The sequence below is a fragment of the Ruminiclostridium papyrosolvens DSM 2782 genome (assembly GCF_029318685.1).
GTDB classification, from domain to species: domain Bacteria; phylum Bacillota; class Clostridia; order Acetivibrionales; family DSM-1351; genus Ruminiclostridium; species Ruminiclostridium papyrosolvens.
Window position 1 is genome coordinate 3712861 of record NZ_CP119677.1, and the last position, 25278, is coordinate 3738138.

The 25278-nt window shown below is 36.7% G+C and carries 23 protein-coding genes and 1 pseudogene; 6 read left to right on the plus strand and 18 right to left on the minus strand.

What is annotated here, in order from left to right; genetic code table 11:
- Positions 1 to 28: 28 nt before the first annotated feature.
- A pseudogene (locus tag P0092_RS16595) lies at positions 29 to 798 on the plus strand (glucose 1-dehydrogenase).
- 8 nt (positions 799 to 806) lie between these two features.
- On the opposite strand, the gene P0092_RS16600 reads toward P0092_RS16595, so the two are convergent.
- On the minus strand, positions 807 to 1691 hold the full coding sequence (locus P0092_RS16600; protein ID WP_004616258.1) for an AraC family transcriptional regulator: 885 nt from the start codon (positions 1689 to 1691) through the stop codon (positions 807 to 809).
- Between the two features lie 182 nt (positions 1692 to 1873).
- Here P0092_RS16600 and P0092_RS16605 point away from each other — a divergent pair, with 182 nt between their 5' ends.
- Together P0092_RS16605 and P0092_RS16610 are read left to right on the plus strand one after the other, a co-directional pair.
- Positions 1874 to 2794 carry a DMT family transporter gene (locus tag P0092_RS16605; RefSeq protein WP_004616257.1) on the plus strand — a complete coding sequence of 307 codons (921 nt, stop codon included), beginning with the start codon at positions 1874 to 1876 and terminating at the stop codon, positions 2792 to 2794.
- Positions 2795 to 2873: 79 nt separating this feature from the next.
- On the plus strand, positions 2874 to 3062 hold the full coding sequence (locus tag P0092_RS16610; protein WP_004616255.1) for a hypothetical protein: 189 nt from the start codon (positions 2874 to 2876) through the stop codon (positions 3060 to 3062).
- A 47-nt stretch (positions 3063 to 3109) separates the two neighbouring features.
- Here the strand turns inward: P0092_RS16610 and P0092_RS16615 are convergent, their stop codons facing one another.
- The 6 genes from P0092_RS16615 to P0092_RS16640 form a co-directional block, all read right to left on the minus strand.
- Complete coding sequence (locus P0092_RS16615; RefSeq protein ID WP_004616253.1) at positions 3110 to 3610, minus strand: hypothetical protein; 501 nt, start codon at positions 3608 to 3610, stop codon at positions 3110 to 3112.
- A 93-nt stretch (positions 3611 to 3703) separates the two neighbouring features.
- Entirely contained in the window at positions 3704 to 5185 is a 1482-nt protein-coding gene (locus P0092_RS16620) for a sensor histidine kinase (RefSeq protein WP_004616251.1), read from the minus strand.
- The gene (locus P0092_RS16625; RefSeq protein WP_004616248.1) at positions 5182 to 5862 is read right to left on the minus strand and encodes a response regulator transcription factor; all 681 of its coding nucleotides are present in this window, start codon (positions 5860 to 5862) and stop codon (positions 5182 to 5184) included. The genes P0092_RS16620 and P0092_RS16625 overlap by 4 nt, the downstream gene beginning before the upstream one ends.
- A gap of 95 nt (positions 5863 to 5957) precedes the next feature.
- On the minus strand, positions 5958 to 6611 hold the full coding sequence (locus P0092_RS16630; protein ID WP_004616246.1) for a DedA family protein: 654 nt from the start codon (positions 6609 to 6611) through the stop codon (positions 5958 to 5960).
- Between the two features lie 169 nt (positions 6612 to 6780).
- The gene (locus P0092_RS16635; RefSeq protein ID WP_004616243.1) at positions 6781 to 7569 is read right to left on the minus strand and encodes a ferritin family protein; all 789 of its coding nucleotides are present in this window, start codon (positions 7567 to 7569) and stop codon (positions 6781 to 6783) included.
- A gap of 167 nt (positions 7570 to 7736) precedes the next feature.
- Positions 7737 to 8474, minus strand: coding sequence for a LytR/AlgR family response regulator transcription factor (locus P0092_RS16640; RefSeq protein ID WP_004616241.1), 738 nt, complete (start codon positions 8472 to 8474; stop codon positions 7737 to 7739).
- Positions 8475 to 8797: 323 nt separating this feature from the next.
- On the opposite strand from P0092_RS16640, the gene P0092_RS16645 reads away from it, so the two are divergent.
- From P0092_RS16645 to nifJ, 3 genes are all read left to right on the plus strand, one after another.
- Positions 8798 to 9580 carry a hypothetical protein gene (locus P0092_RS16645; RefSeq protein WP_004616239.1) on the plus strand — a complete coding sequence of 261 codons (783 nt, stop codon included), beginning with the start codon at positions 8798 to 8800 and terminating at the stop codon, positions 9578 to 9580.
- Between the two features lie 205 nt (positions 9581 to 9785).
- Positions 9786 to 9977, plus strand: a complete 192-nt coding sequence (locus P0092_RS16650; protein WP_004616237.1) for a CDIF630_02480 family spore surface protein — start codon at positions 9786 to 9788, stop codon at positions 9975 to 9977.
- Between the two features lie 18 nt (positions 9978 to 9995).
- Positions 9996 to 13523, plus strand: coding sequence for a pyruvate:ferredoxin (flavodoxin) oxidoreductase (nifJ, locus tag P0092_RS16655; RefSeq protein ID WP_004616236.1), 3528 nt, complete (start codon positions 9996 to 9998; stop codon positions 13521 to 13523).
- A 104-nt stretch (positions 13524 to 13627) separates the two neighbouring features.
- On the opposite strand, the gene P0092_RS16660 is transcribed toward nifJ, so the two are convergent.
- From P0092_RS16660 to P0092_RS16710, 11 genes are all read right to left on the minus strand, one after another.
- Positions 13628 to 14548: an ABC transporter ATP-binding protein gene (locus P0092_RS16660; protein ID WP_004616234.1), complete on the minus strand. Its 921-nt coding sequence runs from the start codon at positions 14546 to 14548 to the stop codon at positions 13628 to 13630.
- Positions 14549 to 14568: 20 nt separating this feature from the next.
- Positions 14569 to 15300, minus strand: a complete 732-nt coding sequence (locus P0092_RS16665) for an ABC transporter permease (RefSeq protein ID WP_004616232.1) — start codon at positions 15298 to 15300, stop codon at positions 14569 to 14571.
- Positions 15301 to 15320: 20 nt separating this feature from the next.
- Positions 15321 to 16082 carry an ABC transporter permease gene (locus tag P0092_RS16670; protein ID WP_004616231.1) on the minus strand — a complete coding sequence of 254 codons (762 nt, stop codon included), beginning with the start codon at positions 16080 to 16082 and terminating at the stop codon, positions 15321 to 15323.
- A gap of 134 nt (positions 16083 to 16216) precedes the next feature.
- Positions 16217 to 17149 (minus strand): sensor histidine kinase, encoded by a 933-nt coding sequence (locus P0092_RS16675; protein ID WP_004616229.1) that lies wholly within the window; start codon positions 17147 to 17149, stop codon positions 16217 to 16219.
- A 1-nt stretch (position 17150) separates the two neighbouring features.
- On the minus strand, positions 17151 to 17852 hold the full coding sequence (locus tag P0092_RS16680) for a response regulator transcription factor (RefSeq protein WP_004616227.1): 702 nt from the start codon (positions 17850 to 17852) through the stop codon (positions 17151 to 17153).
- 30 nt (positions 17853 to 17882) lie between these two features.
- Positions 17883 to 18794, minus strand: coding sequence for a metal ABC transporter substrate-binding protein (locus tag P0092_RS16685; RefSeq protein WP_004616225.1), 912 nt, complete (start codon positions 18792 to 18794; stop codon positions 17883 to 17885).
- A gap of 85 nt (positions 18795 to 18879) precedes the next feature.
- Positions 18880 to 19782: a carbohydrate kinase family protein gene (locus tag P0092_RS16690; protein ID WP_004616222.1), complete on the minus strand. Its 903-nt coding sequence runs from the start codon at positions 19780 to 19782 to the stop codon at positions 18880 to 18882.
- Positions 19783 to 19810: 28 nt separating this feature from the next.
- Positions 19811 to 21055 (minus strand): sensor histidine kinase, encoded by a 1245-nt coding sequence (locus tag P0092_RS16695; RefSeq protein ID WP_004616220.1) that lies wholly within the window; start codon positions 21053 to 21055, stop codon positions 19811 to 19813.
- Between the two features lie 24 nt (positions 21056 to 21079).
- Complete coding sequence (locus P0092_RS16700) at positions 21080 to 21751, minus strand: response regulator transcription factor (RefSeq protein ID WP_004616218.1); 672 nt, start codon at positions 21749 to 21751, stop codon at positions 21080 to 21082.
- Between the two features lie 118 nt (positions 21752 to 21869).
- A complete protein-coding gene (locus P0092_RS16705) occupies positions 21870 to 24371 on the minus strand; it encodes an ABC transporter permease (protein ID WP_004616216.1) in 2502 nt (833 codons plus the stop codon).
- On the minus strand, positions 24368 to 25054 hold the full coding sequence (locus P0092_RS16710) for an ABC transporter ATP-binding protein (protein WP_004616213.1): 687 nt from the start codon (positions 25052 to 25054) through the stop codon (positions 24368 to 24370). The genes P0092_RS16705 and P0092_RS16710 overlap by 4 nt, the downstream gene beginning before the upstream one ends.
- Positions 25055 to 25278: the final 224 nt, after the last annotated feature.

Below are 25278 nucleotides of genomic sequence, written 5' to 3' on the forward strand. Positions count from 1 at the left end.
ACTAAAAACAGAGGAGGTTTTGTAATATATGTATAAATTTACAGATAAAACCATAATTGTAACAGGTGCAGGTCAGGGTATCGGAAGAGCAATATCAAGAAAATTTGCCCAAGAAGGGGCTAAAGTTGTAATCGCAGATACAGACGAAGAAGCAGGCTTGGAAAACGAACAACATATAAGGAATGAAGGTTTTGAAGCTGTTTTTATTAAAACTGACGTTTCTGACACGGCCTCTGTGGAAGAAATGGTAAATTATTCGAACAAGAAATACGGCAGTATTGATGTACTTGTAAACAATGCCGTTCTCACAGGCTTTGGTAATATATTTGATACAACTGTTGAACAATGGGACAAGGCTATTGCGGTAAACCTGTCCGGTGCATATTATTGTGCAAAATTCTGTGCCGGATTTATGAAAAGCCAAAAAAGCGGGTGCATAATTAATATGGCCTCGACAAGAGCCTTTATGTCAGAACCGGATACTGAGCCGTACTCTGCCTCCAAGGGAGGAATTATAGCACTGACCCACTCCATGGCATCTCCCTTGGAAAGTACGGCATAAGAGTTAATTCCATCAGTCCGGGCTGGATAGATGTTTCATCCTGGAAAAAAAGCTCTGCTGCAAGTCAGGAGATTTTATCAGCAGACGACCATGCCCAGCATCCTGCCGGAAGAGTGGGTGTTCCCGATGACATAGCTGAATTATGTATTTTTCTGGCATCCGACAAATCCGGCTTTATAACAGGCGAAAACATAACCGTAGACGGCGGAATGACTAAAAAAATGATTTATGTATAGGCCTGCTGTCATCCCTCAACCTGAAAGCTGTTAACAGGGTGCTCAAGGGTAGACTTGCCATATTTTCTGGGAGACATACCGTACATTTTGGAAAAAGTGCGTACAAAGCTTGAATAGTCGTTAAATCCGCATTCTCCTGCTGCATCAGAGGGAGCTTTTCCCGACTTTATAAGAGCAGCACTTTTTTGAAGCCTCTTGTTATTTACGTAACTATGGATTGAGAACCCTGTGTTAGCCTTGAATTTATGCATCAGATAATACTTGTTAATGTAGAACCTTTCGGATAGAGTTGCTATGCTCAGATCCCCTGACAGGTTCTCATTAATAAAGTGTATTACCTTCTGAATCTGTTCATCAAACTCTACTTCTATGTCCTCTACTTGTTTATCCGGCTTTAAAAATAATCTGTTTATGTATACCATGAATTGCACGAAAAGTGCATTTGCAAGAATACCCGAACCGAAGGTTATTTTTTTAAGCTCTTTTTCAAGATTCACCAATATAGGCTTAATATTATTAAGGGAATTAACACCCAACCTCACCAAATGCTTTTTGTCTCTGGCCATGTTAAAGCATGTCAGAAGATCATTATCGCAATTTCCATGCTCCTCTAAAAATCTATTGTTTATCCATATAACTATTCTTTCATAGTCACGGTCAGGTGCTATTATAGGCTTATGTACCTGATTTGCCGGAACAAAAAGTACATCCCAAGGTTTGAGTTTATAGTTTTTACCTTCTATATTGTATATAACGTCACCAAGTAAAAATATTATTATTTTATTAAAATCGTGATAATGGTGTTCAAACTGAATATTGTTTCTGTCCTTCAAGTGAAAGAATTTAAAATCATCCTCCAGATAGCCTCTTTTGATACCCGGCTCCTTTTCCATCTTAATCATCCCTTCATAACTTGTGAAAATACTAAGTAATACTATTTTATTATATGTTTAAAATAAAATAAATGGACAAAAAGCACTTTTTGCATATTTTTAAACAGTTTATGCAATAAACTTGGCTAAAAGTTAGAATATAATATAATATGTAAACTAATAAATTCAGGCGGGTACATATTATGAACATTATTACGAAAAACAACGCTCAAATATTTCTTATATTAAATGCCGTACTGTGGGGTTCATCATATATATGGTCCAAAATGCTTCTGGGCTTTTTGCCGCAGTTCTCAATACTCTTTATATGTGCTGTATTGGGGCTTGGTTCAACAGTAGTACTATTCAGAAAAAAGCTACAGGGTTTCAGTAAAAAGATTGTTGTCACCTGCGTACTTATAAGCCTTGTTTCAGTGGTAAGCAACACCTTCTGTATGCTTGCACTAAAAAGAACCTCCGGCTCAAACACGGCATTTATAGTACAGCTGGCTATAGTAATAACACCTGTTATAATGGCTGTATTAGAGAAAAAAGCCCCTACCCGTAAAACAATAATTCTGGCAATGACAGCTATGATAGGTATTTACTTTATTACTTTTGCCGGAAAGGGTTTCAGTATAAATATAGGAGATATTTTCGCACTATGTAATGCAATTTTTTTCTCCTTGTTTATTGCACTTCAAAATAAGTTCTCAAATGTATTTACCCCGGTACAGTTTACATTTATACAGCATAGCACCAACATAGTAAGCTTTTTGGCTCTGGCTCTGATATTTGAAACAGGTAAAATATACTTATCAAATGTAGTAAATCCGGTATTCCTATTACTTATTTGTCTTAATGCCGCTGTTACTATATTTACCTCTCTGTTTCAAAGCTCTGCAATCAAATTTGTGCGACCCGAAAATGCAGCTATTACATATGCCTTAGAGCCTGTTGTTACTGCATCTCTGGGTATATTACTTCTTGGAGAACGCTTCACAGGAATTCTTTCTGTTATAGGCTGTGTGATTATATTGTTTACCATAATCGTTTCAGCTTTTAAGAAAGGTAAAGCTGTTACAAGACAATCACTAAAAATACGTATTACAACAAAGGCATAAATATTTTAAGGATATATTCCCAATAATTTGAACTACTCATATTATACTATATATTTTATTTGTTCCGGAGGAATCAGATTTGAGCAGCGATTTTTTCAACCTTTCTCCTGAAGAGTACACAATTTTGTCTCTGGCATTAGCATTTTTACTTGCAGAAAATCTTGACGACAGAAATCGTCTCATATTGGGTGAATTTTTAATTTCAACAGGTGTAAACCTGACTCATTTGACTGCTGAAGCCTGGAATTCCAACTTGTACGAGAATTAAAAAAGGACGCATTTTTGTTAATATGCGTCCCCTTTTGTCATATAAAACTAATTATTTTGTTTATTATCCGGCTTGTCAATCTTCAAATTAGGAAAATCTTTGCCGTCCCACTCATCAAGCTCTTTTTTTAGCTCCGTCAGAAACTTTTGGCCTTCCTCATTTGTCAATTTTCCTTCTGAAACCTTTCTTTCAATGTGCTTCTGGAATCTGCTGTAGATTTTTTCTTTCTTCTCGGAAAGAGGCAAGCTGTTAAACTCATTGATTTTTTGTATGCGATGCTCTATTTCCTTTATCTTTTCGTCAGCTTCCTCCTTGGAAATACGACCTTCCTTCAAATCTTTTTCTACGCTTTGCTTTTTATCTTCAAGATATTTAATTGGATTCTTACGACACTTCTGACATTTGTCTTTGTCCTTAATCTCTTCTTTATGTTGATCAACTGCACCATCTTGTGATTTTGAACCTATGTCTGACTCAACTGCAAAGACATTAGAAGATAGCATTGAAATAACAAATGCGATAGTAATAAGAAGTTTAATATTTTTCACTACTATCACCTCCTTTCTACACTATCTTTCTCAACTAATGTGTAAATATTGTGTAGATTTTGTAAATTGCTTCAAACAATTTTTTCCATGGCACTATGCCAAATCAGTTTCAAACCAAAACATAACACCTTCTGCCTTGTTTATAACACCATAAGCATTGTTATGGGCTTTCTGAATTGCTTTTACAATGGACAAGCCCAGACCTGTTCCTCCGTACGCTCTTGTTCTTGCCTTATCAACTTTAAAAAAGCTCATCCAAATGCTTTCTATAACTTCATCAGGAATGTTTTTTCCTGAATTGAATACCTCAACACGTGCCTTTGTATCTGTTATTTCAAGGTCGACATTTATTATCTTTTTATCATCCATGTGATTAAGTGCATTGCTGAGATAGTTCATGAAAACCTGTTCAATATAATAGTAATCCGCATTCACAATTACATTATCCTTGCCCTTTGAATTGAAGGTGACTTTCGCATCTTTTTCGGCAAAAAGAATGGCTTTCTTTTTTAAAACATCAGTTATAAGCTCATTTATGGGAAAGTTATCCCGCTCAAGAGAGATTTGATTGAATTCAAGTTCTGATAGTTCAAGAAGCTTTCTTACCATGCTATCCATTTTGTTTGCTTCATCAATTATAACGTCACAGTAAAAGTTCTTGTTTTCCTCGTCATCATTAACATTGAGCCTAAGTCCCTCTGCATAGCCTTGTACAATAGCAATAGGCGTTTTCAGCTCATGTGATACATTGCTGATAAATTCCTTTCTCATTTCATCAATCTGTCTTTCCTTCTGTATATCCTGCATTAACTTAAGGTTGGCTTGTTGCAAATCTCTTATTGAGGATTCCAACTGCTTCGACAGTGAATTTATGCTTTCTCCCAGTGTCCCTATTTCGTCGTTTCTGTTTACATAATATTTCTCACTAAAATCAAGGACAGCCATTTTTTTTGCAATAACATTCAGCTTTACAATTGGTTTTGTAACTCTTGAAGTAAGAATGTAAATAATTAGTCCTCCAAGTACCAGGGTCAGAAGGCCTGTAAGAATAGAAAAGCTTATAGCTATTTGTGAGCTTTCCTGAATAGCGGCGAAGGGTGTTCCCATGTATATATATATATTATCATCTATTTTGGCATAGAGTGATACAAAGTTTGATTCCATCCTTTTATCGTATCTGATTTCTATTTTGGGAGTATCCGTTTGAAGTCTGCTAATTTTGTCTTTTATAAACTTTCTGTCAATAGACGGAGCAGTCCCCATAATATGTCTGTTTTCCCTTAACATTTGCAGGTTTCTCTGTCTGGATTGATAAATTACATTTAAATCCTTATCAAACAATAGTATGGCTGTTCCTCTCAGACTTTCAATTTTTTCTATATCCATCATTATATTGTCGGAATCGTTATTATAGGCATCCTTTATAATATTATAGCTCTGCCTCATAGTATTTCTCTGGTTATGATAGTAATACTTTTGAAGAAGAGTACTGTTTAGAACCCACGTCAGAACCACCGAAAATACTATCAAGCCAAAAAATGCCCCAAAGAGCTTCGTTTTTAATGAGATTTTCATTTAGTCACCTCAAACTTATATCCCAAGCCCCTTATGGTTTGTATGAAATCGCCCTTTTCTCCCAGTTTCAGTCTCAATTTTTTTATATGGGTATCAACAGTTCTGACATCGCCAAAATAACCATAATCCCAAACGGAATTAAGGATTTTCTCTCTGGACAGAGCTATTCCGTCATTATCACAAAGATAGAGCAACAGTTCAAATTCCTTTGGGGTAAGCTCTATTTCTTGACCGCTGACATGCACTGTATGAGCCGGAAGATCAATCTCCAAACCGTCAAAGGATTTTTTACCGTTTATATTAATATTTAATCTTTTAAGCAGAGCTTGTACTCTTGCCAATAGTATCATCAGGCTGAAAGGTTTGGTTATGTATTCGTCTGCTCCAATACCAAAACTCAGCAGCTCATCTGCTTCTGTACATTTTGCTGTCAGCATTATTACGGGAACCTTTGAATATTGGCGAATACTCCGCAATGCCTCCCATCCATCCATTATGGGCATCATTACATCAAGAATTACCAGACTGATTGTTTCTTTTTGCTCAATAATTATCTGTAATGCCTTCATTCCGTTATCTGCTTCAATTACGGCATATCCCTGTTTTTTGAGAAAATCGGCAACCAGTCTTCTCATTCTTTCCTCATCATCTGCAATAAGAATTTTAATTAAACCCACGAAAAGTATGCCCCTTTCATATGAACTATTAAATAAAATTATAGTTTATATTTGTGAACGATACGTGAATTTCCCCGGTATATTTCGTCATAAATTTAAGCTTTGTCGGGCGTACCTACCTTTTTATTTTTTAAGTATGCTATAAAACCCGGTAATATAGATATTGCAATTATAGCCAGTATTACAAGTGTAAAGTTATCCTGAACAAGGGGAACATTTCCGAAAAAGTACCCTGCTGTCAGAAATAATGAAACCCAAAGGACACCACCAATAATATTGTAGCTTATGAATTTCATATAGCTCATTGAACCCATACCTGCTACAAAGGGTGCAAATGTTCTGATTATGGGTATAAATCTTGCAAGTATTATGGTTTTACCACCGTGTTTTTCATAAAAATTATGGGTTTTTATCAAATGTTCCTTTTTAAGGAATCTGACGTTATCCTTTCGGAATACCATAGGGCCGAATATTTTACCTAAATGATAATTACAGGTATCTCCGAGAATAGCAGCTGAGATTAATACCATTGTTATAATCTTCAAATCAAGCTCACCGCTGGCTGAAAGAGCTCCCAGTACAAATATCATGGAGTCCCCGGGTAAAAAAGGAGTTACAACAAGGCCTGTCTCACAAAAGACTATGGCAAACAAAATCACATAGGTCCAAATACCAAAGTTATTCGCCAACATAGTCAGATTCTCGTCCAAGTGCATTACAAAATTAAAAAAATTTACAATAATATCCATCTCTACCTCTTTAATTTAGTTTATATGTTTACCTGCTTTATTCAATATACTTAAATTTAACCCAAAAGTCTGTAGATATATACTAAATTTTTTTATTTTTCTTTATTTTTGGGTAAAATTAAACAGGACAGCTGATTAAAAGCAGTCCTGTTTAATTATCTAACTGATATTAATATTTGCAATCATTATTGTGAATTAAAAGATTATATAAAGAAGCATGCCTTAATTCATCCGTAATTATTTCTACCATCATGTTTATATGTTTTCTGTTTTTCATGGCAGCTAATATCCTGCGGTATTTTTTTACCGCATTAGTTTCACCCATAAGAGCTCCTCTAAGCCCGTCACAATATGTTTTAGGTTTTTCAAAGGTAACATTTTCATCAGGTTTTACGGTCTTTCCCGTATGTTCGAAATAAATCTGTCGGAACATCTTTGCATGTTTTATTTCATTGTCCCTTATCTCTGTGATAATTTCTTTGTCCAGCATCGCCGGGGCATTGTCTAAAAGATATTGATAGAATAATTTGTCATGTATCTCACCTTTTATCGCTTGTTGAATTAACTCCAACGCCTCCGACATATCTACATCCATTTTATCCTGTTGCATCATATCAGGGCTCATACCGCAATTCATCATATCCTGCTGCATCTTGTCGGGACACATCCCTGGCTGCATCATACCCTGCTGCATCATGTCAGGACACATTCCGGGCTGCATCATACCCTGCTGCATCATATCAGAACCCATTCCGGACTGCATCATGCCCTGCTGCATCATGCCAGGAGCCTTTTCATCTTCATCGTGATTTATATGTGGTGTATAGCCCGGTTGTATATCAGGACTATTGGTCTGCATGGTCCAAGGGTTTGTCATCCCTGAACCTTGATTTTTATTTGAAGGGCCCGGAGCCATCATATTACTGCTTACATATGGCCAATTTACGTAATTATGCACAATTATACCTCCTCTTTTATTAACATAAATTCCTTATTACATGTTATGTAAAATATACAGGAATGTTTCCCCCTACTAAGAAGAGTTTTCAAGTCCGATATAATATTTTTTATGTTAATATATTTCGGTAACAGTATATACACACGTTAACTTTAATTAGTGATTAATTAGACAATAAAATCAGAACAGTGATTATCCTTTTGGCTTTCTATTACATAATGCATGTAAGCACATTTTATCTCTTTCCTGCCTGACTGTCGTATGGGAATAGTGAAGCTGTTTTTCAGAACAAACTCATTTTCTTTGGTTGCAATTATATGCTGCATATTTACGATAAATCCTCTATGGGACCTTAAGAATCTTTTGTCCTTAATAATATCACAAATTTTTGCCATAGGCATATGAATTTTATATTCTTCGATTTCGGTAGTTATGACAATACCATTCCTTACAGCTTCAATGTACATGATATCCCTAAGTCTGATTTTCACAGTCTCTTTCCCCAAAGGCAATTCTATGTACTTTGCATCAAAGGCTAAAATCTTTTTGCAACGGTTTAAGGCTTGTTCCACACGTTTATATGTTATAGGCTTAATAAGATAGTGTGTTGCAGCAACCTCAAAGCCTTCACCTTTGTGGTCCAAGCTGGAGGTTGTGAAAATAATTTTACAGTCCTCATCAGTTTCACGTATTTTCTCAGCAACTTCAACTCCGTCTATACCTTTCATGTATATATCCAGAAATACAATTTTATATTTTTCCTCTAAAAAAGACGTCAACATTTCTTCACCACTGTCAAACTCCACAACTTCAATATTGACAAAATTATTTTTTGCATACTGCAGTATGTACTCGCACAGCAATGTACGATCAAATCTTAAATCGTCGCAAATGGCTATTTTCATCGTAACCTTCCTAAGATGCAATAATAATTGGAATATCTTTCCTTTTAGAATTATAACATGAAAGATTTGATTTTTTCAATCGTATTGCACTTTTTGCCGTCGAATTGCACATACCGCTTCACTTTTGTCCAAAATACTGATATCATTAGCTTTAATAGGAATAATGGGTATGGAGGGGATATTCTCGAAAAAACTAACCAAAATTAATCATTATGCATATAGTTACCTTGTTTAAAAGCTTTCTTTCATTAAATTTAAATGTTTTTACTTAAAGGTTAATAATGGTGTTTACATCAAAATTTCAAACAAAGAGGCGAGGCAAATTGGATAGAATTAAGAAACTACGGTTAAGACCTATTGTAGATTTAAAGGTTGACACCATTTTGCCGCATTACGAAATCACTAAATGTGAAGCATGTAATCAGGCAAAAGTAGGTAATAAAGAATTTCCTACACTGCAAAAAGCACTTAATTCCATAGAAAGCCCAGAAGAAACAATTATTACTCTGCTCACAGATGTGAACCTTGGTGAATCTACTCTGACACTGGATACTAATACTAATGTAGTACTTGATTTGGCAGGTCATAAAGTCACCAGTAGAAATTTTGACGGTACAATATATCTGGAGGGTGCATTAACCGTACAAGACTCCAGCGAAAAGGAAACCGGCGTAATTGAAAATTTATATCCAAAAGGTATGGGAATCTATTTTAATAAATCCGGTGTTCTAAAACAAGAAGGTGGAACAATAAAAGGCTATAGTGCATTATACAATTGGAGTAATACACCCGCGCCTTTTGTAATAATGAACGGCGGAACATTAAAAGGCAGTTGGTACGGAATATCATATCTGGATGCAGCAAATATAATAATAAACAATGGAACAATACAAGGCGGAGTAATGGCTTTTAACAATTGGGGCAAATCTAAGCATTCATTTTACATTGGAGAATCCAGTTACATAAAAAAGGGTGCATTGCTGCACAATGGTATAGCTAAGAAATATGATGCTACTGAAAATATTGTTATAGTTAAAAATCAATATGAAATTGTTAACCCTTTTTTTAAACACAGTACTATTACCTCTTCTTTTTCATTGGCTTAACTTATTTTTTGATTAGTTGCAAAATACCTGATAAATATATCGTCCGGTTAGGAAGCTTAAACTTCTAAACCGGATCTTTTTATATTGTTCAAATTACTACATTTCGAATAAAAAAATTAATAAAGCAAATAATTTTTATATCTTATATTTTTTTATAGGGTTAATTTTTCTCTTTTCATAACAATAATTATACTTGGAGGTAGCTATGAATAAAAAAGATAAGCAACTGGACGGACGGGACAACAGACGAAGAACAGCGTACAGACCCACTGACAATGAGGGAACGGCTGCCTGGACAAATGAAGCCGCAAAGCAAAAGGACACTAATGTTGTCATTCCAACAGTGGAAGGTGTTTCAGAAGCAAAAAGCTGGGTAGATAATGGAAGTAAACTATAATACGGGGGTGTTTTTTAAATGTCGAAAATCAAAATGACGGTTGACGGTAATACTGCAGCTGCATATGTGTCCTATGCTTTTACCGATGTCGCTGCAATTTATCCAATAACACCATCATCAAACATGGCAGAATCAGTTGACGAATGGTCTGCCAAAGGCAAAAAAAATATATTCGGGCAAAAAGTCCGAGTAGTTGAAATGCAGTCAGAAGCAGGTGCAGCAGGTGCCCTTCATGGTTCTCTTCAGGCAGGTGCCCTTACTACTACGTTTACTGCTTCCCAAGGCTTGTTATTGATGATTCCGAATATGTACAAGGTTGCAGGGGAACTGTTGCCTGCTGTTTTCCATGTGAGTGCAAGAGCTATTGCAACTCATGCTCTCTCCATCTTCGGCGATCATCAGGATGTAATGGCAGCAAGGCAAACCGGTGTAGTCCTGCTTGCTTCCGGTTCAGTTCAGGAAATAATGGATTTGGCACCTGTAGCTCATTTGGCTGCAATTAAAGGACGACTTCCTTTCCTTCATTTCTTTGACGGCTTTAGAACATCTCATGAAATACAGAAAGTCGAAGCACTTGAATATGAAGATTTGGCAAGTCTGGTTGATTACGAGGCAGTTAAGGAATTCAGAGACAGAGCCTTGTCTCCAAATCATCCTGTTACAAGAGGTACAGCTCAAAACCCTGATGTTTATTTTCAGGGTCGTGAAGCCTCTAATCCTTTTTATAATGATATTGTCGGTATTGTTGAGGATTACATGAATAAGGTTGGGGCTCTTACAGGCCGTAAATATAGCCTTTTTGATTATTACGGAGCACCTGACGCCGAAAATATAATTGTTGCAATGGGTTCAATTACAGATGTTGTTGAAGAAACTATAGACTATATGAACAGTCAGGGTAAAAAGTACGGACTTGTAAAGGTTCACCTTTACAGACCATTCTCTGTAAAACACCTGCTTAATGCAATTCCTAAAACAGTTAAAAAAATAGCTGTTCTGGACAGGACAAAAGAACCGGGTTCCATAGGAGAGCCTTTATACCTTGATGTTAAAACTGCGTTTTACGATGTTCCTAATGCACCTGTTATAGTCGGGGGAAGATTTGGTCTTGCTTCAAAGGATACTACTCCTTCCGATATTAAGGCAGTATATGACAATCTGGAACAGCAGAATCCTAAAAACCAGTTCACCATCGGTATAGATGATGACGTTACTCATACATCCTTGGCAGCAGAAGCAAAAATTAATGCAGAACCAAAGTCAACTATCAGATGTAAGTTCTGGGGACTTGGTTCCGATGGAACTGTAGGAGCAAACAAACAGGCAATAAAGATTATAGGTGATCATACCGAGAAATATGCTCAGGGCTACTTTGCATATGACTCTAAGAAATCAGGCGGAGTTACCATGTCCCATCTCAGATTTGGAGATGAGCCTATAAAATCTGCGTACCTAATAAATGAGGCGGATTACATTGCTTGTCATAATCAATCCTACGTAAACCAGTACGACTTACTCAAAGGTATTAAAAAAGGCGGTATCTTTGTCTTAAACTGCCTGTGGGACGAAAAGGAATTGGAAGACCACCTTCCTGCTGAAATAAAACAGCAGATATCCAAAAATAATATACAGTTCTACACAGTTAATGCAACAAAGATTGCCGAGTCAATAGGTCTAGGAAACAGGATAAACATGATAATGCAGGCTGCTTTCTTTAAGCTTGCCGATATTATTCCTCTTGAAGAAGCTGTTAAGTACCTCAAGGATGCCGTTGTAAAAAGCTATGGCAAAAAGGGCGAAAATATTGTTAAGGTTAATCATGAAGCAATCGACAAGGGTATTAACGCCATAGTCAAGATAAATGTTCCAGACAGTTGGAAGGATGCACAGGATACGTCCAATACTGACATTAATGAGCCGGAATTTATAAGCGAAGTCATGAGGCCTATGAATGCAATGAAGGGTGAAGAACTTCCTGTAAGTGCATTTAAAGGAATAGAAGACGGAACTTTGCCAAATGGAACCTCAGCTTATGAAAAACGAGGCATTGCAGTTAATGTCCCCGAATGGCAGCCAGAAAGCTGCATACAGTGTAATATCTGCTCTCTGGTATGTCCTCATGCGGTTATCAGGCCAACTCTGGCAACCGAAGATGAGTTAAAGGCCGCACCTGAAGCCTTTGTTACAAAAAAAGCTGTGGGCAAGGGAATGGAAGAATACCAGTTCAGAATACAGATAAGTCCTATGGACTGTACAGGCTGTGGCAACTGTGCTGACGTTTGTCCTGCTAAGCCAAAAGCTCTGGTTATGAAAAAACTGAGCACCCAGACAGAACGAGAAATACCTAACTATGACTATGCTACCAACAAAATAGGATATAAAGGCGGTAACTTTGGAAACAAGACCATTAAGGACAGTCAGTTCAGAAAGCCTTTAATGGAATTCTCCGGAGCTTGTGCCGGCTGTGGTGAAACCCCATATATTAAGCTTATAACACAGCTTTACGGTGACAGAATGATGATTGCAAATGCAACCGGTTGTTCATCAATATGGGCTGCCTCATATCCTACAAGCTCATATACGGTAAACCATGAAGGCAAAGGCCCTGCTTGGGCAAATTCCCTGTTTGAGGATAATGCCGAATTCGGTTATGGTATGTACCTTGGGGTAAAGCAAATCAGAGAACGTCTCAGAGATGTTGCAAATGAGCTATTGGAGCTGGATATTGATGAAAAGCTTAAACCTTTATTAGCAAAATGGCTGGAAAGTGTTGAAGACGGTGCAGCCTCCAAAGGAGCCAGCGAAGACTTAATTAGTGCTCTGCAGAGCTACTCAAATAAGGATCAGAAGCAAATGCAGCTGGTTAATGAACTTCTGGAAAAGAAGGACTATCTTATTAAACGTTCCATATGGGTAGTAGGCGGTGACGGATGGGCTTACGATATAGGCTATGGCGGACTTGACCATGTTCTCTCTACCGGAGATGATATCAACATGCTTGTATTTGATACAGAAATTTATTCAAATACAGGCGGCCAGGCCTCAAAGGCAACTCCTACGTCCGCTATTGCAAAGTTTGCTTCTTCCGGTAAGAAACAGGCTAAAAAGGATCTAGCCGCTCAAATGATGACCTATGGCAATGTATATGTTGCTCAGGTGGGAATAGGTGCGGACAGAAACCAAATGCTAAAGGCAATTGCTGAAGCCGAAGCCTACAAAGGGCCTTCTATTATTATTGCATATTCTCCATGTATAAGCCACGGTATCAAAGACGGCATGGGAAGAAGCATAGCAAATTCAGCAGCCGCTGTATCAGCGGGATACTGGCATTTGTTCAGGTATAATCCTGATTTGAAGCAGGAAGGAAAGAATCCGTTTATTCTGGATTCAAAAGAGCCTAAGGAAAGCTTCAAGGAATTCCTGATGTCTCAGGTAAGATATTCCTCTCTTGCAAAGATGTTCCCTGAAGAGGCGGAAGAGTTGTTTACTCTTGCAGAAGAACATGCAAAAGATAAGTACCAGCGTTTAAAGCGTATGGCGGAGTAATAATATGAATTAAATCAATAAAATAAAGACTGATATCTGTTAATTTCAGGTATCAGTCTTTGTTTTCTAAACAACATATCAGTTCTGAGTAACAGATAAAAGTATTAAGTAATCCTAAACGACCCGCCTGTCAGCTGTAGAAAATAATCTTCCAAAGTGTCATTCATTACACTTATTTCACTCACCTCTACCCCATTTTCAGATAATGTACGGTTAAAGGCGGAAGATTCGTTCAACTTTTCGTAAACCCTTATAACTCCTTGTTCAATAACCTTGTAATCTGTAATTCCCATTTTTTCAAGCAAAAATGATGCCTTCTTGTCGTCGCCTGTCTTAATTTGAATATAGCTCCTGCTCTTCTTTTTCAGAGACTCAAAATCAATTTCCTCTAACAAAGTTCCTTCATTTATTATGCCTATTTTTGTGGCTGTCTGCTGTATCTCACTAAGTATATGTGAAGATACCAGAACCGTAATTTTCCTTTTCACAGAAAGGTCTTGAATTAATTTGCGGATTTCCTTTATTCCCACTGGGTCAAGGCCATTTGTAGGCTCATCAAGTATCAGTAATTCAGGCTTATGCAGCAGCGCCCTTGATATTCCAAGTCTCTGTTTCATCCCAAGAGAAAAGCCCTTGACCCTCTTGTTTCGTACATCTGTCATACCCGTTATTTCAAGGGCTTCTTCAATATAGCTTTTATTTGTGACACCCATAAGTCGCCTATGTATCTCCAGATTTTCAACAGCTGTCAGGTTTGGATAAAATCCGGCTGTTTCAATAACCGAACCTATTCTTCCGTAATGTTCATGCTGACCTTGGGAAATTCTCTCTCCGAACAGAAATACCTCTCCCTCTGTTGGCTTTACGAGTCCCATTATCATTCTGATGGTTGTTGTTTTACCAGCTCCGTTCTGACCGAGGAATCCATATATATCTCCCTTGGCAACATTCATATTTACACCGTTTACAGCTTTTTTATTTTTATATAATTTCGAAAGATTTTGAGTTTTTAATACATAATCCACATTTACGCCCTCCAATTATTCTATTTATACACATCATGCTTTGAATAATAAACAGCACTAATTAAAACCGAAAATATAAAAACTGAGGCAACCACTGCCAAAATACCCTTTATATCACCCCTGCCAATATTTTCTGTCAAGAAATAATAATCAACAAGCCTGTTAGGTGTACAGGTAGGTATATAAAGACTGTTTTTTATATTTATAAAGCTCATATATGAAATAAAGTAACCCATCCCGGTAAAAATGCTTGTTCCCACCGATTTAACCACCAGACATATAAAGGATGTGAGAGGAACAAGAACAAAATTCAGTCCAGCCATAATAAATATCAGCCTTAAAAGTTTCAACATTAGTTTCCATTCAGGAACACCAATAAATATGATACCAAATAAGAATGCCGCTACCAGAAATGAAATATACAAGCATATGCTAAAAATCAGCATTACTGCTTGTTTTAACGTAAATAGCCTTATCCTTGAGACGGGATATGTAAACAATATGCCTATAGTACTTTGGTGATACTCACCAGATATAACGTACCCTGTTATTACTGCAATGACCAACAGCGCCACGAGGTTTATACCATTCAGCCCCGCCACTGCAAAATCATCCCATGTTGCAACAGCTTTTTGTGATGTTACAAGGAGCATTGCAGTACCTGCCGAAAGAAACCCTCCTATTGCAATTATCCAGAAGACAGGTGTTCTTTTGTATTTTATCAGCTCTGTATAAATCAGATTCAGAAACATCAGACCCTCCTCCATTTATATTATAAAATTGCATCCGATTTTTGGTATGCTATCAGGCCCAAACCCAATGAAACTGCTGCCAAAGCAATAATAAACATTGCTGCGGCTGTAGTATTTACAGTTACGTCCCTGAAATAGCTGACCAATATGTAGTTGTCTGAACCGAAAATCCGGGCGGCCACTGCCGCAGGCGTCATAAAAGGAGATATGTAAATATTATTCTTTAAATGAAAGGGGAAAACCAGCATCAAATATCCAAATAAAATAACGGATGTAAGAACAAATCGTTTGGTTAATACTGAAATTAAAACAACTGTAGTTGACAGTAATCCATAGGACAACATATACCAGACTGTCACTTTAATTAATTTTAATAGCAAAGCTTTGGGAATAGCAGCTTTTATTGTTATAACCCCAAACAGCAGCTCTGATACCAAAGTTACCGCAAAAATCAATACTACCACGGCAAATATAGTCAACAGCTTGGCCATAAAAATCTGGATTTTAGGAACCCTTGAAGTATAGATATACGAAGCTGTACCATATTGGTATTCCATATTGAAAATGAAGCTTGAAGATAAAATAACTGTTATCAGCACTCCAAAAACCATAATTTCCTGCCTTGAAGCCAAAAACCACTGCCAGCTGTCGACTTTATCCGTGTTTCCTGAGAGAAATTGAAGAAATTTGACTATAGAAGGAAGAATACCGGCAATTAAAGCATAAATTAACAGCTTTGACCTTCTCAGCTTTAAGAATTCCGTTGAAATTGTTTTGTACATTGCATCACCCCGCAGTTTTTTCTTTTATAATACAATATACACCTTACACTGTTTTAAAGAAATTCTTACAAATTTCTTAACAAAAAAGATATTGCAAATAAGAGTGAATATTATATTTACAACATCCTCAACAGCTATATGTGATATTTTATAAGACTGAAGGAAAAAACCGTTTTCTCACCAAGGACACTGGATACTTCAATCTCCCCATTTTGCTTCTCAACCAGCTGTTTTGTAATTGCAAGTCCCAAGCCGGTACCGCGCATACTGCTGTTTCTAGAAACTTCGGAGGTGTACAGCCTATTAAACACAAGCGGTAAATCTTGCTCAGGTATACCTTTTCCCCTATCCCACACATCCACCCATACCTTGTCGGACACTTCTCTCAAAGAAATACCTATTACCCTTCCGTCTTTTCCATACTTTAAAGCGTTGGACACAAGATTGTTCAGTATTCTCTGCAAGCTTATCCTGTCCCCCAAAACATATACTCGCTGCTTGGGAAGCTGAATCTCCGGTGTTATCCCATTCATAACAAAATCCTTATAAAAGGCTGCAACAGCTTCTTCTGCTAAATCTGTCAAATCCGTTTTAACAAGCCTGATAGGCGTATCTTCCGATTCAAGCTTTGACAGCTCAAAAAAGTCCTGAATCATTTGATAAAGATTCTGTGCTTTTGTCTGGATAATATCCAGATATTCCTTTTGCTCAATACTGCTGATACCATCACCTTTTTGAAGTACCTCTACAAAACCAAGAAGTGACGTTAGGGGTGTACGAATGTCATGGGATATATTTGCAATGAGCTGTTTGTGGGCAATTTCCAGAGTTTGTTTTTCGTCAAGTGTTCTCTGAAATTTATCGAGAAGTATATTAAGCTGACTGCTTATGTCCTTGAGTGATTTATATTTCAAGCCCATATGTATTCTTCTGTTTGATCTGAAATTGCTTATGTCAGCCAACACCTCGCCAATGCAGCTCATACCTTTTTTATTAACTATAATTCTCAAGGCTAATATAATATTTAAAAGTACTGATAAAGTTACAATTCCGATTAATATACTCATGTTACTCCTCTACAAGCTTGTAACCTATTCCCCATATAGTCTGTATATATCTGGGATTTGAAGGGTCTTTCTCAATTTTTTCACGCAACCTTCTTATATGAACCATTACAGTATTCTCGTCGTTTATATAGTTTTCACCCCATATGGATTTAAACATCTGGTTTTTTGTAAATACCTTCTTGGGATTCTTTAAGAAGAGTTTTAGTATCTCAAACTCCTTGGCTGTCAATGTAACGGAGTTGCCCCCTACTTTCACTTCATACGTATTTATATCCATTTCTATGTCCATATGTCTGACTATTTGTGTTTGCAGCTGGGGTTCACATGAAAATTTCAAAAATCTTCGTAGCTGTGCTTTTACCCTAGCTGTTAATTCGCCAATGCCAAAGGGCTTGGCCAAATAATCATCAGCGCCAAGCCCCAAACCAATTATTTTATCTGTTTCCTCACATTTTGCAGACAATATGAGTACGGGAGTATTTCCTTTCTCCCTTATTTTTTGCAACACTTCGTAGCCACCTATCTTTGGAAGCATTATGTCCAAAATAACCAGTTGGAATTTGTCAGCCTCAAAATATTCTATAGCGGCTGCACCATCATATGTGCTTGTTACACAATATCCTTCCTTGACCAGATTGTCAGCTATAAGTCTGTTGATATCCCTATCATCTTCAACAATAAGAATTTTTATTTTCTCCACCATGAAAGCCCCCGGATTTTTTATTACACAGCTTTACTGATTCTCCTTAAAAGCCTTAACCAAAACCTTCAGATTCTCATCCATAGTCTTGATATAGCTGTCTGCAGGTGCATTTTTCTCTCCTGTTACAACAGGGTCAAGAAGATAGACTTTTGCTCCTGTTTGTTTTGCGATTGATTCCGCTGCTTTTGCAGAATACTGAGGCTCTGCAAAGAGTATTTTTACCTTTGAACTTTTTATCTTGTCAATCAGTGCTGCCAGCTCTCCGGCACTTGGCTCCGTACCGGGTTCACGTTCTACCACAGACACTATATTCAACCCGAATTCCTTTGCGAAATAGGGAAAAGCCTCATGGAAGGTGATTACATTCTTGTTTTTAAACCCATCCAATTCTTTGTGCATTTTTTCTCTCTGAGCCTCAAGCTGCTTTACATAATCAGAAGCATTTTTCCTGTAGGCTTCAGCATTTTTTGTATCTGACTTTGCAAGTCCTTCAGAAATATTTTTGACTTCTTGTATCGCATCCGAAATACCAACCCAGACATGAGCATTATCTTCTCCGTTGGCATCTTTTAGCAGCTTCATGTCTTTTGAGGCTTCTATTATTTTGAGGGCAGGCCTCTGCTTGATTACTTTGTCCATAAAAGCTTCCATCCCTGCCCCGTTAATTACAAATATGTCTGCTCTCTCAAGGGTTTTTAAATCAGCAGGAACCATCTGGTAATCATGAAGACAGCCTTGCTGTGGTTCAGTCATGTTTTCAACCTTTACACCGGGTATATCCTTTACAAGGTTCTGAGTAAAAATATACATGGGATAGAATGAAGTCACTATTGTAGTTTGTGTTTTTTCTGTGGTATTTGCTGTTCCATTGGAACAGCCTGCTAATATAAATGAGAACGACAACGTTATTAACAGTGTCCTTAAAAGTTTACCTTTTTTCAATTAAATTACCTCCGATAAATGTTATGTACTAAATGGGAACTATTCGCATTTATATTATATACCACTTTTACGGTTTATAAAACCATTAATTATTAATCAGCTTATTTATTGTTTCCAAATCAGGGGGATACAATGCCAGAGGGAATCTGCTGCACACAGTCGCCGCCGTTGCTGCGGCGAATTGTACTATTTTTTCGTCACTCATATTTTTTAGCACTCCATATATTGCTCCGGCCTTGAAAGTGTCTCCAGCACCCAAAGTACTCTGAACTTTAACCTTATATGGTTTCATTCTTTTTATGGGTTGATTTCTTCGTCCGAACATAATTTCCCGGGAACCAAAAGTAAATATTACCAGCCCCTCTGTGTTTGCCGTATACTCTTTAAAGAGTTCATCTATATCCTTCTCAGGATAATTACCCTTTATAAACTCATTTGATAAAATATTAACTTCCGAATATTTATGAATCACTGTATCGTACTTACAGTCAATGGTAACATACTTCTTTCCTAATTCATGGCAGTAGTCTGCAACCTGTTCGGACTCATCCATAAAAAATGGGTCCAAGCCCACAACCTCGCAGCTTTCAATGTCCTTACGATTAGGCTTGTTCCATCTTTTTATATCATTACTGAAATACGCACCAAATCTACCGAAGCAGGTTCTGGTATTTGTCCCTATTAACACCATGTCCTGAACTCCGTCAAAAGTCTCGTCGAAATATACACCCGACATATCAATTCCGAATTTCCTCACAAGGTATTCATCCAGAACTTTCTGAGTTTTTGGTCCCTGATAGTTTCCGTCAAGCTTTACTGTACAGCCCAGTGAAGACAGTACTACTGCACAGCTTCCGGTTTCCCCTCCCGGAAGTACATAGCTTTCCTTTATTTCGGAATAAGTATCAGCTTCCGGGTACCCTCCTACCAACAAATTCATGGTTGAAGCTAAAGTCATGCCGTAAAGGTAAATATCATTTTTTCCCATTACTTAACCCTCCTGATTATTTATTATTTTAAAGGGGTTGTTTCATGAGTCTCACCGTAAATCTAGTACCTTTTCCCAGGGTACTGCTTACATATATTGACCCACTCTGACCTTCCACAATAGTCTTGGTAATGTATAGTCCTATTCCGATATTTGTTGGATTGCAGCTGTAAGACCCTTTATAGAATCTGTCAAAGATTCTTGGAAGCTCATCTTTTGGAATCCCCTGTCCCTCATCTTGAATAATTATCTGCGCAAAGACACTATTTTCGTCCCAGGATATATTTATATCTCCTCCTGCTTTACTATGTTCTATACAATTTTTGATAATGTTTGAAAATGCTTCTGTAGTCCAGTTTATATCATGCTTTACCATAATGTTTGAAGAACCGTGAAGCCTGATGTCCACATTTTTTTCAGAAGCAATTGCTTTAAGCGGGGAAAGACTTCTTTGTACGGTTTCAGACACATCTGCTTCCTCCATTGTAAATTCAACTACTCCTGCCTCAAGTTTTGCCATTTTCAGTATGTTTTTTATAAGCCATTCCATCCTATCCAGCTGATTCTTACTCTCTAAAACAAAACCATCCCTTTCCTCTTCAGAAAGGGTACTGTCATTTTTCATTATATCATTAAACATTATAAGAGACGCAAGAGGCGTTTTAAGCTGATGTGAAATGTCCGCCATAATACGTTTTAAAAATATCTTTTCATTTTCCAAAGCATGAACGTTTTCGCTTAAACGTTCACTCATACAATTTATCTGATATATGAGATATCCTATATCTCCTTCTTGGGTATCCCCTTTTATTGAATCGTAATTTCCTTCTACAATGTCTTCAGCACTCACACTAATCTTTCTTATTTTGTAGAAAATTCTGTTAAAACAAAATACGCACAAGGAAATCAGAACTGCCCAAAACACTATAAGGGTTATTCCTATTGTGTTGTTTGCCTTTCTATAGGTATTTTCAAGCATATAGTTTTTTTCCAGGCTAAGATTTTCGTCATAGGAGTATTTCTTTAAAATTGATTTTCCATACTCATATTCTTCCTGAAAACCTTTTGTGAAGTTCTTAACGATATCGCTTTCAGACTTTGGATATTGCTTTGCAATAGCACCTATTACCCCGATATTCTGCTGTATCTGTATTTTATTAACGGAATCTGCAAAGTTTTTAACCGTGTAATAAGAAACAGCACCAAAAGCTATAAGTAAAACCGTAACTATCCCTATGATAAGCTGTATTTCTTTATTTTTCAGAAGCTTCAATATTAAACCTCCATCTGTGTGCTATCATTCTTTCCACATATACCCCAAACCTCTCACTGTCTCTATATGCTTTTCATCTTCTGTTTCTATCTTTTCACGGAGTCTTTTCATATAAACATTAAGAGTATTATAATCAACAAAATTACTGTCAATATCCCAGAGCTTTTCAATAATAGTGTTTCTGCTTATTACAATCCCTTTATTTTCAAGCAGTACAAGCAACAGCTTATATTCAACAGCTGTAAGAAAAACCTCTTGTAAATTCACATAAACCTTGCATTTCAAGGGTTCAACCACAACATTTCCACTGGTAATTTTCCCGGTATCAACGCCCTCAATCTGCTTCTGCCTTCTCATAATGGCATTTATCCTTGATATTAATTCGCTGGTTCTTACAGGCTTTGAAATATAGTCATCACCGCCTATATCAAGTCCGAATACTACATTAGGCTCATCATCAAGTGCTGTCATAAAAATTATAGGCACATTGCTGGTCTGCCGTATCTGCTTGCAGAAATCATATCCGTTTCCGTCCGGAAGAGTAACATCCAGCAGAATTAATTGTATGTCTTCATTAAACATCCTGTGTGCATCTTTAATATTCTTTGCTATTGATACTGCAAAATCCTGCTTTTTCAATGCATATTCAATCCCCATAGCAAGGGGTGCATCATCTTCCACAAGTAATATATTCATGGATTGTCTCCTCCTGTTATACATTAGGATATAAGTATAATTATACACTATAAATAAAAAATACATAGCCTGCCGGAAATCCGGCAGGCTATATCAAACTAAATCAACCGACTTTAATTTACTCCTCAACACGAAGTGATTCCACAATGTTCATATCGTTTAATTTTCTCAATGGGAACAGTGCAGCTAAAAGTGTAATTCCAATCATTCCCAATCCTCCGTATAAATATGGCCACCAAGCTGCTTGATAACCAATATCACCAAGCGGATTATTGCTGAGTATACCAAGGTAGGTAAGAAGGAAGGCGATTGGCAGTCCTATTATACAAGCAATTATTCCGAACAAAGCTCCTTCTAAAAGCACCAGCTTCTGAAATTGTCCTTTTGTCATACCTATGGCCTTAAAAGTAGCGTACTCCCTCTTCTTTACAAGAAGATTGATTGTTACCGTATTAATTATATTTACAGTTGATATAAGTATTATAAGGCTGATGAAACCGTATACAAGAATCAACATCTGGTTCATCTGGTCGTCAGACTGTTTTTTCTGCTTATATACATCCATGTACTGGGCTTTGTGTTCATCAGCAAGCATATTAAGCTTCTCATAATTTTTTTCAGCATATTCAGGTGAATTAAAGTTTATAGCCAATATTGATAGTTCATCTGCTCCCGTTAATTTCTTAAAACTGTCATGGGACATTATTATGCCGCAACTGTTGTATGGGATATTTTGTAATACTGACTCATACTCAACCACACCGACTACCTTAAAGGTAATTGTATTTCCATTATCAATAAGACGCTTCAACTGTTCGGCATCAGGGCTCTTCATATAACTGCTGTTTAAAACAGGCATTTTTATTTCGTCCCCTACCTTGTATTGTGTAAAGCTATCATATATTGTTTTTTTATCTATACTTCCTCTTGCCTTATTTACAATGATTACCTCATTGTTATTTTTAAAGTTGTTATAGTCAATATTTGTTTTATTTTCTTTATTAAAGAGTTTGAGACAACTCTCGTCATAACCAAAGAGATTAACATTGTTGATAAGATAGTTCTGTCCATATTCTTCCAACTTATTTTTACTTTTCAAAGAATCCTTGAATTTGTCTGAAAGCATTTTTTTATCAATAGTATACGTAATATATTCGCTGGACATTTCATATGTCTCTTTTATTCCCTCCAGCTCTTTAACCTGTTTTGGAAGATTGCCCAGATATACGCCGCCGTTGTTGATAAAAGTACTTTCAACCTTTACAGCCTGACTTGCTATCTTGTTGCTCTGGAGGAATATATCTATAAAGTTCGAGAAAAATACGAACATAATAATGGATATCATAAGTGATATACAGGTAATATAAAATCTTTTTCGGTTCCTTTTAATGTTCTTGTAGGCAACCTGACCTTCAAAGCTGAAAAGTAGTTTTGCCCAACGTCCGCCTCTTCTCTTGGCCTTATCTCCCTTTACAACTACAGTACCCCTTATTGCATCTATAGGTGACACCTTTGATGCTGTTCTCGCCGGAAAAAATGCAGAAATAAACACTGTGAATATTCCTAAAAGAGCAGCAACAATAATTACCTGTGGGTAAAATCCAATTTCAAAAGCTCCTAAAAAGCCGTGCATAACCAGCCTGAAGGTGATAAATATCCCTGCAAAGCCCGCAATAATACCAATAGGTACAGATATTGCACTCATTATTGCAGCTTCTTTGAAAACCAATCTTCTTATCTGAGCTTTGGTGGCTCCTATACTGCGAAGTATACCGAAATGCTTGATTCTTTCCATTACAGATATATTAAATGCATTGTATATAACCACAACCGTACATACAATAACAAATCCTGCAATTATGGCAAATATCTTATCCATACCGGCATTTCTGGTTTTATCAGGCCCTTCACCCATAAGGTATAAGAGACGTGTGTTTATATCTATTTTTACATCGTTTGCTTTTGCTATTTTTTGTGCATTATCAACTATATTTTTTTCGCTTTTCATATTTGCATACAAGAAATAATCCTTTGAATCAGAAGAAGTCTTTATGTCCAGATAGCTTAATGCGGTATTAGTGATGTAGTTGCTGTCGTATACCCCTACAATAGTGTACTCTTTGACACTTGAAGACTCGTTCTTGCCTGTCAAGGTACCTTTTAGCACATTGCTTATTTTTTTATCCTTTATAACAGAGCTTATTTTTTTGTCTATCAATATTTCCGAGCTATTCTTAGGGAGTCGCCCTTCCACTAACTTAACCTTGAAAATATCTTTAAAAGCTGCGGCATCATAGCTCTTAATATCAAGTGTTCTCAAGGATTCTGTTAACTTATCACTTTCAAACTTGTAGGTTCCTTCCTGCTTTGTGATTCCAATGTTTTTAAATTCAGCATTGGAAGCTAATGTATTAACATTTTCTTTTCCCAATTCAAAAAAGTAAACTTGAAAATCACCATTTGCCTTTGCGTTTTGAATTTCACTATTAATTCCACTGTAGTAAATACTGCCTATAGCCGTAAACATTGCTATGGCTATAATAATTCCTATAAGAGTAAGTACAGTTCTTCCTTTATGCTTTTTTAAGTACCGTGAGGTAAGTGCTGAATAGTTTTTCATTGTCTCACCACCTCATCGGAAGAAATTTTACCGTCCACTATAGTTATAACCCTGTCTGCCATACTTGCTATATTCATATCATGTGAAATGAGTATAAGTGTCTGATTGTATTTTTTTGCAGAGTATTTTAACAATTCCAGAACCTCTCTGGAGTTTTTTGTATCAAGGTTTCCTGTAGGCTCGTCAGCTAGAATTATTGATGGTTTATTTGCAAGTGCTCTTCCTATTGAAACACGCTGCTGCTGTCCTCCTGAAAGTTCTGATGGCAGGTGCTTTCTTCTTTCTTTTAAATCAAGTATATTTAGTAGTTCGTCAATGTATTTCTTATCCTCCTTCCTGCTGTCCAGAAGCAGAGGCATGAGAACATTCTCTTCTGCTGTCAATACGGGGATAAGGTTATATGCCTGAAATACAAAACCCACTTTTCTTCTTCTGAGTATTGATAAATCTTTTTCCCTTAGTCCGTAAATATCCTTGTCATCAATATATACTTTACCGGAAGTGGGTTTATCAACTCCCCCTAATAAATGCAGCAATGTACTTTTACCGGAGCCGCTTGGCCCTATAATCGCAACAAACTCACCTTTTTCAACTGAAAAACTTATATTGTCAACTGCTGTTACCTCATTTTGTCCTTTACCATATTTCTTTGTCAAATTTTCGATTCTTAAAACTTCTTTCATTTTACTACCTCCATATATTCTTTAGTTCATTTAAAGTAATAGTGAATTATTTTAAAAGCAATCCGCGGCATTGCTTATCTTTCATACACTTGATTATACGGAGTTAAAATTACAATTGCATAAATTTTAAAATTACAAATCTGTAAGTTAAAATAAAAAAGTGCAGAGGAGCTGTTGCAAAAAAGAAAGTTTTCCTGTTTTAACAAAGGTAACTCCCGTATAAA